We start from the raw sequence: 16,641 nt of genomic DNA on the forward strand, positions 1-16,641 counted from the left end.
AAGTCCCCGCGGTCTCCGGCCCTCGTGTTTCAGGGCTTCGCCGCCACGCCCCCATTCATGTAGGGGCCCACGCTGGCGGGCGTCTCCGGGTTGCGCCAGAGGGCGACGGGCTGGATGCCGTCCTCGGTGAGCCGCCACGGGCCGAGCACCGCCTCGAGCTGCGCCGGAGTGCGCATGTGGAAGTTGGGCCCCATCATCCGCACCAGCTCCGGGTGCTCCAGGGCCTTGGGGCTGTCGCAGTCGAAGGCGAGGTAGCTGCCCGGCGGCGCCAGGTCATGAAGCTTCTGGAACGAGTCGCGGACCTGCTCGTCGGTCATGAAGGCCTCGACGCCCACCACGATGATGCCGAGCCGGCGCAGGGGGCCGAGCACCTGCCGCAGGAGGCCCAGGTCGAGCGTGGACAGGTCCGTGGCATCGCACCGGGTGTAGCCCGTGCCCGGCACGCCGGCGAGGATGCGCTGGCCCAGCGCGACGTTGGAGTCGTCGATGTCCGTGTACAGCACGCGCGCCCCGGGCACCGTCTCGTGGACATTGCCCTGCGTGGGCAGGCCGGCGCCCAGCACGAGGAACTGATCCACGCCCTGGGCCTGGATGTAGCGCGAGGCGCGTCCGATGAAGTCTCGCAGCGCGCGGAACACCGGGCGGAAGTCCTTGAAGACGACCTCGAAGGCTTGCGCCGCCGCCACGTCGACGGGGTAGTGGTGACTGCCTCCGAGCCAGTAGTCGAACATCCGGCCCGTGTTGGGAGCCGTCGGCTCCGCTTCGTGACTCATCGCTTCCTTCCTCCCTCTCCCGCCATGGCGGGGAGGCGTCACCATAGCCGACGGGAAAGGGAGGTGACGGGGCTGCTAGACTCCTCCGCTCCGGGCTTCCGGATCCTTCCCCTTGTCACGGAGTTCATCCATGCAGCACCGATTCCCCCTCGTGCTGGCCGCGACGCTTCTTGGCGCGGCCTCCCTCACCGCTTGCGGCACCACCCCCACCGAGGACCGCGAGCGCGTCACCTTCCCCGCCCGGGACGACTTCCCGGGCCTGGGCGACATGGAATCCCTCTCGCACCTCTCGCGCACCTATACGTTCGACCCGGGCCTGGAGAGCAGCCACCTCTTCGTGCAGCTCTTCAGCGCCTCGCTCGGGCATGACCACGTGGTGCGCGCCACGGACTGGTGGGGCTCGCTCGCCTTCGAGCCATCGAACCTGTCCGCGTGCGCGGTGTCGGTGACGGTGCAGGTGGAGGGGCTCGATCCCGAGCGTGACGAGATGCGCGACCTGACGGGCCAGGAGCGCGTCACCCGGACGGACCGGGAGCAGATCCGCGAGCACCTGCGCGCCAGCGAGCAGCTGAACCTGGACGAGCACAAGAGCATCGAGTTCACCTCGAAGTCCTGCGCGCTCACCGGCGAGAAGGGCCAGGACGGGCGCTCGGTGGTGGCGGTGACGGGGGACCTGAAGCTGCGCGGCGTCACCCGGGAGGTGGTGCTTCCCCTGGAGGTGGCGGTGGACGAGGAGCGCGTGGCGGCCCGGGGCGTGCTGACCACGCGCCACTCGGACTTCGGCTTCGAGCCCTATTCGATGCTGGGCGGGCTCTTCAAGAACAAGGACGAGCTCTACTTCGTCGTCGACGTGCGCGGCCGGCGGGTGACGGGCAAGTGAGGGGGTGAAGCGTCTTCGGGGCGCCCCATGCTCCCCTGGAGGCAACGAGGGGAGACAGGGCACCCCGGGTGCGGCGGGGTGTTACTGGACGGTGACCTGGAAGCTGGCGGTGGCCAGCTCGGTGCCGTCCGCGCCCACCACCCTGGCCGTCCAGGCGCCGCTGTCACCCTCGCGGAAGGTGCGGTAGGCGTGCGTGCGGTACGACGCGCGGGGCACCTTCAGCTCCGTCTTGGAGACTTCCTTGCCGTCCTTGGACCAGACGACGTTCACGACGCCGGGCTCCACGCCGGTGAGCCTGGTGGCGGCGTAGATGCGGGTGTTCGGGGCGACGGTGAAGCTGTCGGAGGCGCCGGTGATCTCATACTTCTCCACGCCCGTGCCGACCTTCACGGTGGCCTCGGCGGAGTAGGCGGTGGTGGCGAGCAGCAGGGTGGGCAGCAGGAGCTTCAGGGCAGTCTTGAGCATGGTTGTGTCCTCGGTGAGAGGAACACCTACGCTAGTCCATCCCCCTGACGCGTCGAGCTTTCGGAGTGGCGGCCGGCCTCCTCCAGGAGCGTGCGGTGCGCGGAGATGGCGAGGAACGAGCGCCGCAGTCCCTCGTCCTGGAGCTTCGCGGCCCGTTCCTGGAGTTGACGGTGGGCCGTCTCCAGGACGCGGGACGCGCGGGGGTCCTCGTGGTCGCTCAGGACGCGGAAGCACGTGAGCCACATCCCGAAGGGCTCCTCCACGCCCTGGAGCGAGCCCTGCTCCAGGTACGAGAGGAGCTCCTCGGCGTACCCGAGGGCCCGCTGCCGCTCGCCGGCCGCCAGCGCGACGGCGGCCAGGCCGGCGATGGACTCCATCTCCAGGTGCCGCATCCGCGTCTCCACCCGGATTCTGCGGGCCTGCTGGAAGGACTCCTGGGCCTCGGGCAGGCGCTCCAGGGTGAGCAGCACGTGGCCCCGGGCCATCCAGGCATAACCCTGGTTGCGGGGGCTGCCGATCTCCTGGGCGATGCGCAGGGCCTGCTCGGCGCTCTCCAGCGCGGCGGGCTCGTCGCCCAGGTGGTGGTGGACGAGCGCCAGCGTGCAGTGGTCCACGCACTCCCAGAAGCGGTAGCCGATGACGCGGCTGAACTGGAGGGTCTGCTCGAGCTCGGCCCGGGCTCCGGTGAAGTCACCCAGGCTCTTGCGCACGTACCCCAGGTGCCGCAGGGCGGAGAACTCCAGCCAGCGGTTGCCCATGGCCCGGCAGAAGGGGAGCACCCGGAGGATGTAGCCGAGGCTCGGCCCCAGGTCCCCCATCTCGTTGAGGGTGGCGCTGAGGTTGAGGATGCTCTCCACCTCCAACTGCTCGAGCCGCGCGGATTCGGCGAGCGCCAGGCTGCGCTCGAACTGGGTCCGGGCACTCTCGAAGTCGCCCTGGTGGTGGCGCAGCATGCGTCCCCAGCGCAGGTGGCCGAGCGCCTCGCTGGCCACGTCTCCCGTCTGCTGGGACAGCCGGATGGCCTTGCGCACCGCCTCCACGCCCTCGGTGATTTCGCCGATCTCCGTGGCGTAGAGGGCGCGGCGCAGGGCCACCTCCGTCTGCCGCCGATCATCGGTGAGCAGCTCGGCCAGTGCCTCCATCAGCTCCAGGTCCAACCGCTGCGCCTGCCGCTCGCCGAGCACGCCGTGGACCTTCTCGAGCGCGGCCACGATGGCGTAGCGCTCGGGGAGGTCCGCCTCGGACGTCACGTCCAGGGCCCGGTCCAGGAAGCCACGGGCCTCCGCGTTGGCGAAGAGGGACAGCGCCTCCTCGCCCGCGCGCCGCAGGTAGACGGCGGCCCGGGCGCCCTGGCCGGAGGCCTCCAGGTGGTCGGCGATGAGTCCGAGGTGCTCCCGGGAGCGCTCGCCACCGCGGGCCAGCAGCCACTCGGCGATGCGTCCATGGAAGGTGCGCCGCTCCCGCTTGAGCACCGTGTCGTAGGTGACCTCGCGCACGATGGCGTGTTTGAAGATGTACTCGCGCGTCCCGGAGAAGGCGGGGGTGGACTGCTCGAAGATGAGCTCGCGCTCCTGGAGGGCGGTGAGGGCCTGGTGGATGGGGATGGGGGGCTCCTCGCCCTGTCCCATCCGCTCGAGTGCCTCGTCCCAGAAGATGCGTCCCACCACCGAGGCGCGCTGGAGGACGTCGCGCTCGAGGGCGGGGAGGCTGTCCAGGCGGGCCTGCAGGACGCCGCTCAACGTGGAGGGCACCTTGAGCGAGGTGAGCCTGCGGGGCTCGACGCGCCAGTGCTCGCCCTCGGCGAGGATGACGCCCTCCTCGAGCAGCATCTGGATGAGCTCCTCGAGGTAGAAGGGATTGCCCTCGGCGCGGGAGACCACGAGCTCGTGGAGGGCCGGGGGGATGGACTCCACCTTGCGCAGCAGCTCCGCCACGAGCACCTGGCTGTCCTGCTGGGAGAGGGGGCGCAGCTCGAGCCGGGTGTGGTGGAGGGCGGTGGCCCACTGGGGGCGCCGCTCGAAGAACTCCGGCCGCGCGGTGCACAGCACGAGCAGCCGCTCCGGGGCGAGCGTCTGGAGCAGGCGCTCCAGCAAGTCGAGGGCGCTGTCATCCGCCCAGTGGATGTCCTCCAGGAAGAGGACCATGGGCTCGCGGCTGAGCAGGGCGCGGAAGTACTCGCTGAGGGCGGCGAGGCCGCGGGCCCGGAGGCCCTGCTCGTCCAGGGGCGTGCCCTTCAGAAGGGGGCTGTCGCTGAAGTCGAAGCCGATGAGCGAGCCGGCGAGGTGGGCGCGGAAGCGGCTGGAGGTCTCCGGGCCGAGCGCCTCGAAGAAGCTCTCCTCCAGGCGGGCGCGCACCACGCTGGGCACATCGCTCTCCTGCACCTGGAGGTGGAAGGAGAACAAGTCCCGGAGCAGGGCGTTGGGGTGCCTGCGCATCTCCGGGCTGGCGCGGCCGCGCAGACAGCGGGGGGGCGAGGGCAGCGATTCGAGCCACGTCTCGAACTCGCCGAGCAGCCGGGACTTGCCGATGCCCGCCTCGCCGGTGAGGGTGACGCGCTGACAGCCTGCGCCGGAGAGCGCGGTGGACAGGGCGGAGCGCAGCTGGCGCGACTCCTCCTCGCGTCCCACCAGCCGGGCCCAGATGCCGTCCAGACCGCGTCCCTGGCGGTGGAAGCTGCGGGGCCGGGCGGCCGTCACCCGGTACACCTGGAGCGGCTCCTGCTTGCCCTTGAGCCGGAGGGGTTGCTGGGGCTCGACCTCGAAGGCCCCGCTCACGTGGCGGTGCGTGGCGTGGGAGATGAGGATGCCGCCCTCGGGCGAGGCCTGCTCCAGGCGGCTGGCGGTGTTGACGGTGTCCCCCATCACCGTGAGCTCCCCGAGCGTGCCCACCACCCCGAGGAGGACGGGGCCGGTGTGGATGCCGATGCGCATGCGCAGCCCCTCGGGGGGGCCGGCCAGGAAGGAGTCGAGCTGGGCCTGGATGTCCAGGGCGGCGTGGATGGCTTGCTCGGCGTCGTCCTCGCGCGCGCCCTCCGCGCCCCAGAGCGCCATCACGGCGTCTCCGATGTGTTTGTCGATGCGGCCCCCGTGCCGGACGATGGCGGCGTCCACGCGCGCCCAGAGCTGGTTCATCAGCTCACTGACGTCCTCCGGGTCCATCTGCTCGCTCAGGGAGGTGAAGCCGCACAGGTCGCCGAAGAGCACCGTGACGTGGCGGCGCTCCAGGGGAACGCGGGAGGCGAGGGCCGCGAGCCGAGCGCGCAAGGCCGCCAGGGCGGCCTCGGTGGCCTCCTGGCCCAGCATGGGGCGCTGGGCCTCCAGCAGGGCCATGGCCTGCTCGAGCAGGTCGCGTTCCTTGATCATCGTCCTCCCGGAGCCGACATGGGCCGTATTCCACCACATGCCCGGCGATCGACCCACCACCATAACGGGGGGCTCCGGGGTGTGCCACCTACACGGAGTGAGGGGCGTCAGCGCGCCGGTTTGAGGCCCGCGGGGGCCGAGTCGGTGCGGAAGACGGGGTAGAGGTTGAAGCGGGTGTCGTGGGCGGGGTGGCGCTCGTAGAAGAAGCGCAGGCGGGCGCGCGGGTTGCGAGCGAACTCCGGGTCTTTCAGTTTCTCCTCCCAGGCGGCCTTCACGGCGGCGTCGCGGGCGAGCAGCTCGCGCGCGAAGGGCTCCAGCACGTAGTCCTCGACGTACTCCTTCTGCTCGAAGTGGTTGTTGAAGAAGCCCCAGGAGAGGAGCGAGTCCGGCCCGAGCGGCTCGAGCATGTGCGCCAGCAGGGGGACATTCGTCTGCGTGGCGGGCACGTAGAGCGTGCCGGCGGGGAGCGGTCGGGTCTCCTTCGTCCACTGGCCCTTCACGGAGAGGCCCTGGCGGCCCTCGACGGAGGCGGGGCGGAACTTCGCCTCGGTGGCGCGGAACACCTCCACCTGGGCGGAGGGGACGTCCTGGCCGAGCCGCTGGAAGCGCAGGCCGTGCGTGGTGAGCTTCTGCGCCACCCAGCCCGCGTGCGCGGGGGGAACCAGGTAGCCGCCGGCGGGCAGCGACGCGGTGAGGACGGGGCGGAGCTCCTCGTAATAGGGGATGGTCCACACCTGGGGCTTCGAGTCGTCGTAGCGGATCCACGGCTGGGTGGTGAGCTCGGAGGGGGAGCGCTCGTAGGCGTAGCCGCGGAAGGCGAAGGGGCGGCTCTTGTCCGTGTTGTCCCAGGCGAGCACCACCTCGCGGACCTTGCCGGAGGTGGCCTCGGTGTCGGCGGCCTTCACGGCGGACAGCAGGGCCTGGGCATCGCGGGCGGTGAGGCGCAGCAGGCCCTCGAGCACATGGCGCGTGGTGGCCACGCGGTGGGCGTAGGGCTTCCAGGAGTGGGTCTCCACCAGCACGCCGTAGCGCCGGTGGGCGGCCCAGTACTGGTGGCTGAAGCGCGGGGGCGACACGCCGTAGCTCACCCCCGAGGTGGGGTCATCGTCCTCGCGGAAGGACGGGTAGAAGGGGAGGGGCAGGTGCTTCTTGGACTCCAGCTCGGTGAGGAGCTCCTCGAGCAGCTTCGCGCCGAGGGTGCGCATGGCCTCCGGGCCCACCTTCTGGGGCTCCATCTGCACGCTCACGTCGTGCTCGAATTTGGCGCCGTCGGTGACGTGCAGGTCCACGTAGAAGAGCGGGTTCCAGGAGTGGAGCAGCTTGAGCAGCGCCACCATTTCGGGGGCATCGGCCTTCACGTAGTCGCGGTTGAGGTTGAGGTTCTGCCCGGTGACGCGCCAGCCCATCTCCTCGGGGCCCACCTGGTTGGGGCGGTGGTTGGGGCCGAAGTGCTCGTGGCCATCCACGTTGAAGACGGGGACGAAGACGGCCGTCACCTGCTTGAGCACGCCGGGCAGCGCCTTGCCGTCGAGCATGTCTCGCAGCAGCCAGAAGCCGGCGTCCTTGCCGTCGATCTCCCCGGCGTGGATGCCGCCCTGGAAGAGGACGACGGGGCGGCCCTTCTTGGAGGCGGCGGCGGGGGTGAGGGTGCCATCCGCGCTGGCCACGAGGGCGAGCATGGGGCGGCCCTCGGGGGTGGTGCCGAAGGTGTCGCAGCGCACCTTGCCGGGGTAGCGCTGGGGGAAGGAGCGGCAGAGGGACTCCACCTCCGCGTAGCGGCCGGTGCGGGTCCATCCGCTCTGCTCGGCGACGGTGGTGAGGGGAGCCTGGTGGAGGGTGAGTGCGAGGAGGACGGGCAGGAGCATGGCACCCCCCTCACAGCACACCGTCCGCCCTCCCTCAACCCTGGAGCGTCATCCCGCGCGGCGTACGGAGAGGCTCTCTCCCACGGCGAGTACGTGGAGTGGCTCGCGGGGCAGCTTCCGGCGGCCCCACTCGGTGTCCAGGCGCTGGGGTGGCTCGTCGAGGGGCTCGTCGGTGAGCTTGAAGGTGCCCCAGTGCATGGCGAGGAAGCGCCGGGCCCCGAGGTCCTCGTAGGCTTGCACCGCCTGCTCGGGGTTCATGTGCTGCTTCTCCATGAACCAGCCCGGGTCATACGCGCCAATGGGCAGCATGGCCGCGTCCAGCGCGGGGAAGCGCCGGCCGATTTCCTTGAAGCCGTCGAAGTACGCGGTGTCGCCCGAGTGGTAGACGCACGCGCTGGAGCCCTGCACCACGAAGCCGCCCCAGAGCGTCTCGTTGACGTCGTTGAGGCCGCGCCGGCTCCAGTGCTGGGCGGGGACGAAGTGCACCGTCACGGGGCCCACCTTCGTGGAGCCCCACCAGTCCAGCTCGGTGACGGGCGGCGAGCCGGGGCGGAAGTAACGCGTCATGCCCAGTCCGCTGACGACAGGCGCGCCTACCTGGAGCACGGTGGGCATGTCCAGGTGATCGAAGTGGTTGTGCGAGACGAGGGTGGCGGTGATGGGGGGCAGCTTCTCCATCGGCACGCCCGGGCCCACGTTGCGGCGGATGAAACCGGTGATGGAGTCGCGCAGGGCGGGGTCGATGAGCAGCGACACCCCATCGAGCTGCACCAGCCAGCTCGCGTGGCCCAGCCAGGTGAGGCGCGCGCCCTCTCCCGTGGCCGGAGGCGTGGCCAGCGCGGCGAGGTCCGGCTCCACGCGGCGCACGGGGGCGGTGTCCGGGCTCTTGCGCCGCCTGCCCGCGAGCTTGTCCCCCACGGCCCACTTGAAGACGTTGCCGAGCGCGTGGGGGAGGCTGCCATCCAGGTTCTTGAAGCGCGCTGCCATGACGCTCTCCCGTGGGCCCGGAGCGAGGTGTGGGCCCAGGCACTGTCTTGTCCCGGCGCTGGCCTCGGATGCAAGGGCGATGTGTGAACGCGATAGTCACCACTCTCGCGGCCACGGGTACGCCTCGAGCTTCTCGGCGAGCGCGTCGCGCGTCGGCGCTTCGATGAACACGCGCCCGGTAGGCTTGCCGAGCGCGTAGTGCTGCTCCGGCGTCCAGAGACCGCGTTCATTCATCGACTCCCTGGCGGCCACTTCGGCTTCGGCGGGAGCCACGACCAGTTCTCGCACCCGGAAGACACCGTCCTGCTCGACGACGGCGACGGTGGGATGAGGTGAGCCAAAGGTGAACGGCAGCTTCCCGGCGCGCAGGAGCGCGAGCACGCGAGGCTTTCCTAGCGGAGCGATGGGGGCCATGGACCCTGCATATTGGTCTCCGCTCCCGCCACCATCAACTCTCTGTATTGAGGAGTTGCGCCAGCCGTTCATGAAGCGCTTCCTGCTTGCTCATCCAGGTGGAGATCGGCACGACTCGTACAGCGTGTCCCATACGAAATGCCCGACACCCTTCCGGACACCCTTCCGTCAGGTATCTCCTCTCAGCAATCGCCCCTGGCGACGGAGTTCCTGGGCGATGAAGGGAGCATGCCGCGTGAGATACGACAGGCGGATCTCATCCTTCTCATAGGCTTCGACGTATGCCTGGCGCGCCTTGCGGCAGTCGCGCACGTTGAGCCCGAGCGTATTGATGCTCGCGGTGACTTGATCGACCTGGTTGCCTTGGGCGGCGGGACCCACGACAACCTGGAACTCCACGAACTCGAGCGCGAACAAGCCAGGGCTGATCTGGAAGGGATCCAGCGCCAACTCCACGTCGTTCTTGCGCGCGTTCACCAGTGCGCACGCCAGCCGGTAGTTCGACCACTCGTAGACCTTGTCCCAGGACTTGGATTTGGGGACGACATGATCAACAGATGGGCTTCCCGTCGCGGAATGGATGTACAGCGCGAGGTAGGCGCAGAGATGGTGGTAGGACTCGAGCATCTCGGGCAGCACCTCGCGCCAGTACGGAGGGAATTGGTCCGCTGGAATCTTCTCGCGCGTGTCCGCGAGCTTCTTCCGCTTGGGTCCTCTCCTCGTCCGGGCTGGCTTTTCGCCGACCATCTCCGCGATGGCGTTGAGCCCCTTCTGCCGGACGCGGAGATCGAAGTCAGGAGGCTCGGGGGCAGGTGCCACGGGAATCATTTGAGGCCTCGAAGCTCTTCCATGAAGTTGCCCCAGCGCACCCAGAAGGGATCGATGTCGGAGAGGGCGGCCTTGCGCAGTTCCGCATCCACCGCTTTGGCCTCCTTGAGGGTGGGCGGCGGCTGGGTGCGTCGCAGCAGGGCTCGCGCCTGCTCGATGGCGGCCTCGGCCTCGAGCGAGCGCGCGCTCTTGAGATCAAAGGCCTCGCTGGTGAGCCAGTTGGAGACATCACCCCGGCGGACGAAGTCGCGCCGCCGCAGCGTGACGACCGGCTCGCCGTGTCCTTTCTCCAGATCCAGATCGAACCAGGCATCCTTGTTGGCGTCGAACAGGGGCTCGGCCGACGCCAGGATGAGCGGTGAGTGCGTCGCGGCGATGAGCTGGACCGTCGCTTTCGCGTGGAGCGATTCGGAGATGTGGAGCACGGACTTCAGGATGGAGCGCTGCCACAAGGGGTGCAGATGGCTCTCGATCTCGTCGAACAACATGACGACTTGCGAGGTGCGCTTTTCGCCCAGCTGCTCCGCGGCCCGGGCGTGCTCGTTCCATGACCACAGCAGCATGTAGGCGAGTCCGACCATGCGACGGACTCCCGACGACGCATGGAGGATGGGGACCCCGGCCGAGTAGGCCGTGTGGATGGAGGGGATATCGCGGGCATCATTGATGGAGAGGCGCTTGAGCGGCCCCACCCGGAGATGTTCGCCTTGGGCGGACAGGTTGCCGAGGATCTCCTCCATCCGCTTCGCGGTCTCCCCTTTCTCCCGGATCCATGCCGACCAGTCGCTCAGCAATCCGTTGCAGACCAGGGTGGGCTTGCCGTCGATGTCGACCTCGAGCCCATTCCAGACCTCTTTCGCCGAGAAGACATATCCAGGGAGTCGCTCCTGGATATCGATGCTGCCTTTCTTCTTCCAGTAGTTGCGGGCGGGATCCCAGACAGAGAAGCCGCCGTCCGCATGGGCGTAGATGACGAGCCCTGGGTTCCAAGGGCGCCCCGCTTTGCCCAGCCAACTCTCGTCTCTCGGCACATATTTGCTTTGATAGAAGACGCTCTTGGTCTTGGACGTCAGCTTGAAGTCAATACTGGCCGCCTTCTTCACGTCGGAGGGACGGGCCGGGTAGCCAGACGTCAAGTTCGAGTTGAGATCGTGCGGCCACCTTCGTGTGAGTGCCCACCACGCCACGTCCAGCAGGAAGCTCTTGCCCAACCCGTTGTCGCCCGTGAGCAGGTTGAGCCTGGGTGCGAACTCCATCTCCGTCTCGGGCATGGGCCCGACGTTCTTCAGGTGCAGGGCCTCAAGCACGACTTGCCTTTCAGCTCGATAGCGAGGTGCATCAATGGGCGCCCGAGGTTATCCGGGGGGCATGGTGGCAACAAGGCGAGAGAATCCGGTCTTTGCACATAAATGGATGTAGCAAGGCGCCGCCATGATTTCCCCACGTCCCCTCACGCACCGAAAGGGTGGCAGCATGCCCCAACGGCCGCGGGCCACGATGACCCCCGCCCGTGATACCAGAGCAAGCGCATCACACCGAGGAGCCAATGCCCGCCAGGACCGACATCATCCGAACCGCTGCATGTGCCTGTGGACAGGTGGAGCTCGAGGGACGCGGAGCACCCATCATCCACACCGAGTGCTACTGCGCCGACTGCCAGGAGGGTGGACGCCGCATCGAGGCGCTCCCGAACGCGCACTCGCCTCGCGGCCCCACGGGTAGCACGCAGTTCATCCTCTACCGGAAGGATCGCTTCCGCGTCTCCCGCGGCGAGTCGCTGCTCTCGAGCTTCACGCTGAAGGACGATTCACCGACGAGGCGGTTCGTCGCGACGTGCTGCAACTCGGGGATGTACATGGACATGGGCAAGGGGCCGCACTGGGTCTCGGTCTATGGGAAGCGCTTCACGGGAGAAGTGCCGCCGCTCGAGCTGCGCACCTGCACCCGGTACAAGCCCGCGGGCGTGGAGCTGCCCAACGACGTCCCGAACCATCCGAGCTACCTCTCGGTCACGTTCATGACGAAGCTCTTCCTCGCGTGGATTCCAATGCTGCTGCGGCGCTGAGGAGGCCCTCGCAGGGCAGGCGCACCTTCATGGCTCGCGAGGCCGTATGAGCCTCCAGGCGAGGGGCATCCCCAGTCCGGCGATGGTTGCCTTGAGCAACCCACCGGGCAGGAAGGGCAGGAAGCCCTTGTGCAGGGCCGTGGCGAGGTCGAGCGGGGCCACCACGCAGAGCCAGGGCACGCCAATGGCCAGGATGACGAGCTGGCCAGCGAGGAAGAGCGGAACCGCTTTCCACGCCACCCTGTCAAAGCCGTGCCGCGCCGCCGCGAGGCCCATGAGGAAGGCCGCGGGGATGAAGCCCACCAGGTAGCCGCCGGTCGGCCCGAGCACCTGTGCCCAGCCGCTGGCCCCCTTGGAGTAGAACGGCAGTCCCACCGCCCCGAGCAGGACGTAGGTGAGCTGCCCGGCCGTGCCACGCACGGGCCCGAGCGCGGCGGCCGTGAGGACGACCGCGAGCGTCTGGCCCGTGATGGGCACCGGGGAGCCAGGCACCGCGATGGCAACCCGCGCGAGCAACGCGGTGAACAGCGCGGCGCCAAGCACGAGCGCCCCATCATGGACACGCGTGCGTGCGAAGACGTCGGCCAGGACGCGAGGCGGTGGAGAACCCGTGCCCGCGCTCAATGCCGTCCCACCAGCGAGGAGTGTGACCAGCGGGACGACTCGGAGGGGAGTGGAGACACGAACCGATGCTCAGCGAGGACGAACTCCGATGCAAGACGTCACTCCGAGGAATGGGCCGAGCCGGTGGAGTGAGCCGGAAAAGTGTCAGACACTTCGTACCGGCTCGCCCTGCCCGGCCCCCGGGGCCGTGGGGGCCGGCTAGCCGCGGATGAACGAGTGGCGGTACTGCTTGAGGGCCTGGGCGAGCTCCTGGGTCGCCTTCTGGACGGTGCCCTGGTACTCCAAGATGGGCTCCTGGCGATCGATGCTCGTCGCACCGAACGAGACGCCCAGCGAGTCCGCGCCGTCGCCGCCCTTGGCGGACACCTGCGTGCTCTGTGTCTGGATGGGGGTCAGCGTCGCCTCCACCTGGGTGATGTTCGCGAGCGCCGAGTAGGCCCGCGAGAAGTTCCCCTGGAGGGCGGCCTGGAGGGCACCGGAGTCGAGGATGTCCTGCGCTCCACCGGTGAACGTGAGCTCCGCCTCGAGCTCCCCGCCGCGATTGCCCGCCGCGCCGGGGACATTGGCACCGAGTGCGCCGCTGACATTGGCACCGAGCGTCACCGAGACCTCGCCGGTGCGCCTGGCGTTCGAGGCGATCTCCTTCGCGGCGTTCAGCGGATCGCGGACCGCATCGCCGACGCTGAAGTCCTCCGGCAGCTCGAAGCGCTCCTGCACGGTGACGGTCCCCGAGCCACCGATGCTCCCCTCCAGTCCCGGGATGGAGGCGGAATCCGACACGGAGGCATTCACGGATTGGGAGAGGACGAGCTGCGGAGGACCCTCGTCGCCGAACTCGATCCGGGCGCTCACCGAGGCCTTCCCGGAGGCGCCCGCGCTGATGCCCAGGAAGCTGTCGGCCTGCTGGGTCCCGCCCGGCGTGTTGGCCGGCCCGCTCGTTCCGCTCGTCCCTCCGAAGCCGACCTCGGCCAGCACCGAGGCCGACACGTTGGGGGAGATCTCCACGGCCGAGATGTTCTCGAGGAGCGCGTCGTAATCCGGAGTGGCCCCGTCGATGGCGCCCTGGATGCCGCCGTCGAGCGCGCCCGAGACCCCACCGCCGATCGGTCCCAGGAACGTCCGCGCGGCCTCGGCCACCTCGTCCGCGGAGTCGAACGTGAACTCCACGGTGGCGCTCTGGTTGGCGAACGCGTCCGCGGTCACCGTGCCCGCGCCGGTCGAGCCCGTGCGGCTCATCAGGCCGACCCCCGCCTCACCGTTCACGGCGAGCGTGTACGTCCCGTCCTGGTTGTGGGTGATCGTCTGCGAGCCACTGAGGCGCCCGGCCAGGCCGAAGGCGGAGCCGTCCAGGCTGGCGTTGAGCGAGTAGCTGTCTCCCGGCCCCAGGGCCTCGATGTCTTTCTCGATGGCCAGCAGCGACGTGGTGTCGCGGGCAAACTCGATGACGTCCCGGGTGGTACCGATTGGGTCCTCCGCCGCCCTGCGTCCGAGGTTCACCCCGCCGTGGGCCAGGGACTCCGCGGCGCCACCCATGAACTCCTGCACCCGCTCGTGGTGCTTCAGCGCCGTCCGGCCGAAGCCCACCGCGTTGCGCGCGCCGCCCAGCACGTTGTCGACGATGCCTCCCTCGGGCGCGAGCCGATCCGCCGCCGACAGGGCCCGGTCCGCGAAACCGAGCGCCGCGTTCGGTCCCGCGCGCGCGATGTCCCCCGCGAGTTGGTAACCGTTGTTCGCGGCGCTGATGGCGGAGTGGGCGGCACCTTCCACGACATCCAGGGTGTTCCGGCGCGCCTGCTGGAGGGTGTCGAAAACCCCCGAAATCACGGGAGGCGGCGATTGGACGAACTCACTCACGCCGTCGAAGGCGCTGGTCGCCGCATCGGTCGTGCTGTCCACCACGTCGTCCGCGGTGTCGACCACCGTCTCCGTCACATCGGACACCGCGTTGACCGTCGAACTGACCGTACTGGAGACCGCGCTGCCCACCTTGCCCAGAAAACCCATGTGCGTAACCCTCCGTCATTTCCGCCGTTTTCCCCTGTATGCACGTGGAGTTTTTCCGGTTACAGCCCGCATGAATCAAAGGTGGGACGGGGGCTTCTGAGGACGGGACGTCTCGCGCGTCCGGCCTACCGGCTCACCCGCCACACGATGTTGCCCGCATCGTCCGCCACCAGGAGCGAGCCATCCGGCAGGAAGGCCACACCCACGGGCCGGCCGTACACCTCGCGCTCGTCCGCGTTCTGGATGAAGCCCGTGAGGAACGGCTCCGCGGGCGCGGTGGGCTGGCCCTCCGGGGAGAACGGCACGAAGACCACCTGGTAGCCGGAGAGCTTCGAGCGGTTCCACGAGCCGTGCTGACCAATGAAGGCCCCGTGGCGGAAGCGCTCGGGGAACATGGGCCCCTCGTTGAAGGCGAGCCCCAGGCTGGCGGTGTGCGAGCCCAGCGGCACGTCCGGCACCTTCGCCTGCTTCACGAGCTCGGGCTTCTGCTCCTTCACCCGCGGGTCCACGTGGGCGCCAAAGTAGCTGTAGGGCCAGCCGTAGAAGGCTCCGTCCTCCAGGTGGGTCAGGTAGTCGGGCACCAGCTCATCGCCCAGCTCGTCCCGCTCGTTCACCGTGGTCCACAGCACGCGCGAGCCCGGCGCGAAGCCCAGCCCCACGGGGTTGCGCAGGCCGCTCGCGAAGATGCGCTCCCCCGAGCCATCCGGGTTGATCTCCAGCACGTTGGCGCGACGCACCTCGTTGTCGAGGCCGTGCTCCCCCACGTTGCTGGCCGAGCCCACCGTCACGTAGAGCTTCGTCCCGTCCGGGTGGGCCAGCAGGTTGCGCGTCCAGTGGTTGTTGTACCCCCCCGCGGGCAGGTCGAGGATCTTCTCGCCCTTGCCGGTGATGGAGGTGGCCCCGGGCGAGTACGGATAGCGCCAGACCGCATCGGTGTTGGCCACGTAGAAGAAGCCGGCGTGTACGAGCATGCCGAAGGGCTGATTCAGGCCCTCCAGGAACACCGTGCGCGTCTCGGGCACGCCATCGTGGTCCGCGTCACGCAGCAGCGTGATGCGGTTGGCGCTGGGCCCGGTGCGCGCGGAGGCGGCATAGCCCACCAGCTTCGCGCCGAACTTCATCATGCCCCGCAGCTCGGTGTTGGCCTCGGCCACGAGCACGTCCCCCTGGGGTGTGACGTAGAGGTTGCGCGGGCTCACCAGGTCGGCGGCGTAGCGCTTCACGGTGAAGCCCTCGGCCACCGGGGCCTTGCCCTCGGGCCAGCCCCGCACCTTGCTGAACTTGCGTACCGAGTCCGTGGTGTACGGCCTCGGCAGCTCCACCGTCTCCGTTCGCGTCTCCACCCGGTCCGGAGGGCCCTTCTCCGCGTGGGAGCATCCCCACAGCACGCTTCCCATCAGTCCCGCGACTCCCCACACATGCATCCTGTTCATGGGCGCGGAGCATTTCCCAAGCGTGAGGCGCGTGCGAGCAGGAACGCGCACCCGAGCGTCGGGAGACGAACACCGGAGGAGCGCCCTCTCAAGCCCGCTGGTAGCGCAGGTACATGGTGCCGGACTGGAACGTGCGCGTCTCCACCAGGCGCAGGGGCACCTCCCGCTCGAGCGCCGGGAAGTACCGCTTGCCGCCGCCCAGGATGATCGGACAGACCACCAGCCGGTACTCGTCGATGAGGCCCAGCCGGGCGAACGACGACGCCAGCCCCGGGCCGCCCATCATGAGATCCTCCCCGGGCTGCTGCTTCAGCCGCTCGGCCTCGGCGGCGAGGTCGTCCCGGACCAGCCGACAGTTCTCGCCCACCTTCTCGAGCGTGGTGGAGAACACGACCTTGGGCACGGCCCTCCAGATGCGCCCGAACTCCCGCTCGAAGTCCGACGCCGAGGGCTCCACACCCATGGTCTGCCAGACGCGCATCACCTCGTACATGCGCCGGCCATACAAGAACGCTCCGCAGTCCCGGATCTGCTGGGTGAAGAACTGATGCACCTCCTCGTCCGGATTGCTCCACGCGATGCCGCCATCGGGCGCCTCGACGTAGCCGTCCAGGGACACGTTCATCAGGTAGAAGATCTTGCGCATGAGACTCTCTCCTCACCGCGTGGTGAGCATCCGGTGCGGGGCGTGGATGACATCGACGGCATGATCTCCCCAGTGGGAGTGGAATGCGAATCGCCACCTCCAGCCGGCGGCCTCCACCTTCCCCACATCCAGGAGCGCGAAGCCCCCGCGCAGGTCCCTCGTAGCGGTGGCCGGGCAGGGCAGGCCCCTCCTCTTCCTTCACGGCAACCCGGATACCCATGACGCGTGGAGTGGCGTCGTCGCGCTGCTCGAGCAGGAGTTCGCGTGCTTCGCTCCTGGCCACATTCGCCAGACG

Annotated in this window: 15 protein-coding genes; 2 read left to right on the forward strand and 13 right to left on the reverse strand. The window is 69.1% G+C overall.

Going from position 1 to position 16,641, the window contains the following annotated elements:
• Window positions 1–29: 29 nt before the first annotated feature.
• Complete coding sequence (locus Q664_RS32340; RefSeq protein ID WP_043404191.1) at window positions 30–773, reverse strand: SAM-dependent methyltransferase; 744 nt, start codon at window positions 771–773, stop codon at window positions 30–32.
• 130 nt (window positions 774–903) lie between these two features.
• Between Q664_RS32340 and Q664_RS32345 the strand changes: the two genes are divergently transcribed.
• Complete coding sequence (locus Q664_RS32345) at window positions 904–1,653, forward strand: YceI family protein (RefSeq protein WP_043404193.1); 750 nt, start codon at window positions 904–906, stop codon at window positions 1,651–1,653.
• 81 nt (window positions 1,654–1,734) lie between these two features.
• Here the strand turns inward: Q664_RS32345 and Q664_RS52955 are convergent, their stop codons facing one another.
• From Q664_RS52955 to Q664_RS32375, 7 genes are all read right to left on the reverse strand, one after another.
• Window positions 1,735–2,118, reverse strand: a complete 384-nt coding sequence (locus tag Q664_RS52955) for a DUF2914 domain-containing protein (protein WP_052518939.1) — start codon at window positions 2,116–2,118, stop codon at window positions 1,735–1,737.
• A gap of 26 nt (window positions 2,119–2,144) precedes the next feature.
• Window positions 2,145–5,480: an ATP-binding protein gene (locus Q664_RS32350; RefSeq protein ID WP_043404196.1), complete on the reverse strand. Its 3,336-nt coding sequence runs from the start codon at window positions 5,478–5,480 to the stop codon at window positions 2,145–2,147.
• A gap of 107 nt (window positions 5,481–5,587) precedes the next feature.
• Window positions 5,588–7,345, reverse strand: a complete 1,758-nt coding sequence (locus Q664_RS32355; RefSeq protein WP_043404200.1) for a M14 family zinc carboxypeptidase — start codon at window positions 7,343–7,345, stop codon at window positions 5,588–5,590.
• A gap of 48 nt (window positions 7,346–7,393) precedes the next feature.
• Window positions 7,394–8,332: an MBL fold metallo-hydrolase gene (locus Q664_RS32360; protein ID WP_043404204.1), complete on the reverse strand. Its 939-nt coding sequence runs from the start codon at window positions 8,330–8,332 to the stop codon at window positions 7,394–7,396.
• A 96-nt stretch (window positions 8,333–8,428) separates the two neighbouring features.
• On the reverse strand, window positions 8,429–8,746 hold the full coding sequence (locus Q664_RS32365) for a hypothetical protein (RefSeq protein WP_160174546.1): 318 nt from the start codon (window positions 8,744–8,746) through the stop codon (window positions 8,429–8,431).
• Between the two features lie 168 nt (window positions 8,747–8,914).
• Window positions 8,915–9,574 carry an HNH endonuclease gene (locus Q664_RS32370; RefSeq protein ID WP_043404211.1) on the reverse strand — a complete coding sequence of 220 codons (660 nt, stop codon included), beginning with the start codon at window positions 9,572–9,574 and terminating at the stop codon, window positions 8,915–8,917.
• Window positions 9,571–10,881, reverse strand: a complete 1,311-nt coding sequence (locus Q664_RS32375) for an AAA family ATPase (protein ID WP_043404214.1) — start codon at window positions 10,879–10,881, stop codon at window positions 9,571–9,573. The genes Q664_RS32370 and Q664_RS32375 overlap by 4 nt, the downstream gene beginning before the upstream one ends.
• A 239-nt stretch (window positions 10,882–11,120) precedes the next feature.
• On the opposite strand from Q664_RS32375, the gene Q664_RS32380 reads away from it, so the two are divergent.
• Window positions 11,121–11,639 carry a GFA family protein gene (locus tag Q664_RS32380; RefSeq protein ID WP_043404219.1) on the forward strand — a complete coding sequence of 173 codons (519 nt, stop codon included), beginning with the start codon at window positions 11,121–11,123 and terminating at the stop codon, window positions 11,637–11,639.
• Window positions 11,640–11,666: 27 nt separating this feature from the next.
• On the opposite strand, the gene Q664_RS32385 is transcribed toward Q664_RS32380, so the two are convergent.
• From Q664_RS32385 to Q664_RS63220, 5 genes are all read right to left on the reverse strand, one after another.
• Window positions 11,667–12,263, reverse strand: a complete 597-nt coding sequence (locus Q664_RS32385) for a biotin transporter BioY (RefSeq protein ID WP_052518941.1) — start codon at window positions 12,261–12,263, stop codon at window positions 11,667–11,669.
• 198 nt (window positions 12,264–12,461) lie between these two features.
• A complete protein-coding gene (locus Q664_RS32390; protein ID WP_043404223.1) occupies window positions 12,462–14,267 on the reverse strand; it encodes a hypothetical protein in 1,806 nt (601 codons plus the stop codon).
• Window positions 14,268–14,392: 125 nt separating this feature from the next.
• On the reverse strand, window positions 14,393–15,700 hold the full coding sequence (locus Q664_RS32395) for a PQQ-dependent sugar dehydrogenase (protein WP_235216960.1): 1,308 nt from the start codon (window positions 15,698–15,700) through the stop codon (window positions 14,393–14,395).
• Window positions 15,701–15,788: 88 nt separating this feature from the next.
• A complete protein-coding gene (locus Q664_RS32400; RefSeq protein ID WP_043404227.1) occupies window positions 15,789–16,346 on the reverse strand; it encodes a dihydrofolate reductase family protein in 558 nt (185 codons plus the stop codon).
• A gap of 12 nt (window positions 16,347–16,358) precedes the next feature.
• Window positions 16,359–16,529 carry a DUF5063 domain-containing protein gene (locus Q664_RS63220; RefSeq protein WP_152622465.1) on the reverse strand — a complete coding sequence of 57 codons (171 nt, stop codon included), beginning with the start codon at window positions 16,527–16,529 and terminating at the stop codon, window positions 16,359–16,361.
• Between the last annotated feature and the right edge of the window lie 112 nt (window positions 16,530–16,641).

The sequence above is a fragment of the Archangium violaceum Cb vi76 genome (assembly GCF_000733295.1).
In the GTDB taxonomy this organism is placed as follows: Bacteria; Myxococcota; Myxococcia; order Myxococcales; family Myxococcaceae; genus Archangium; species Archangium violaceum.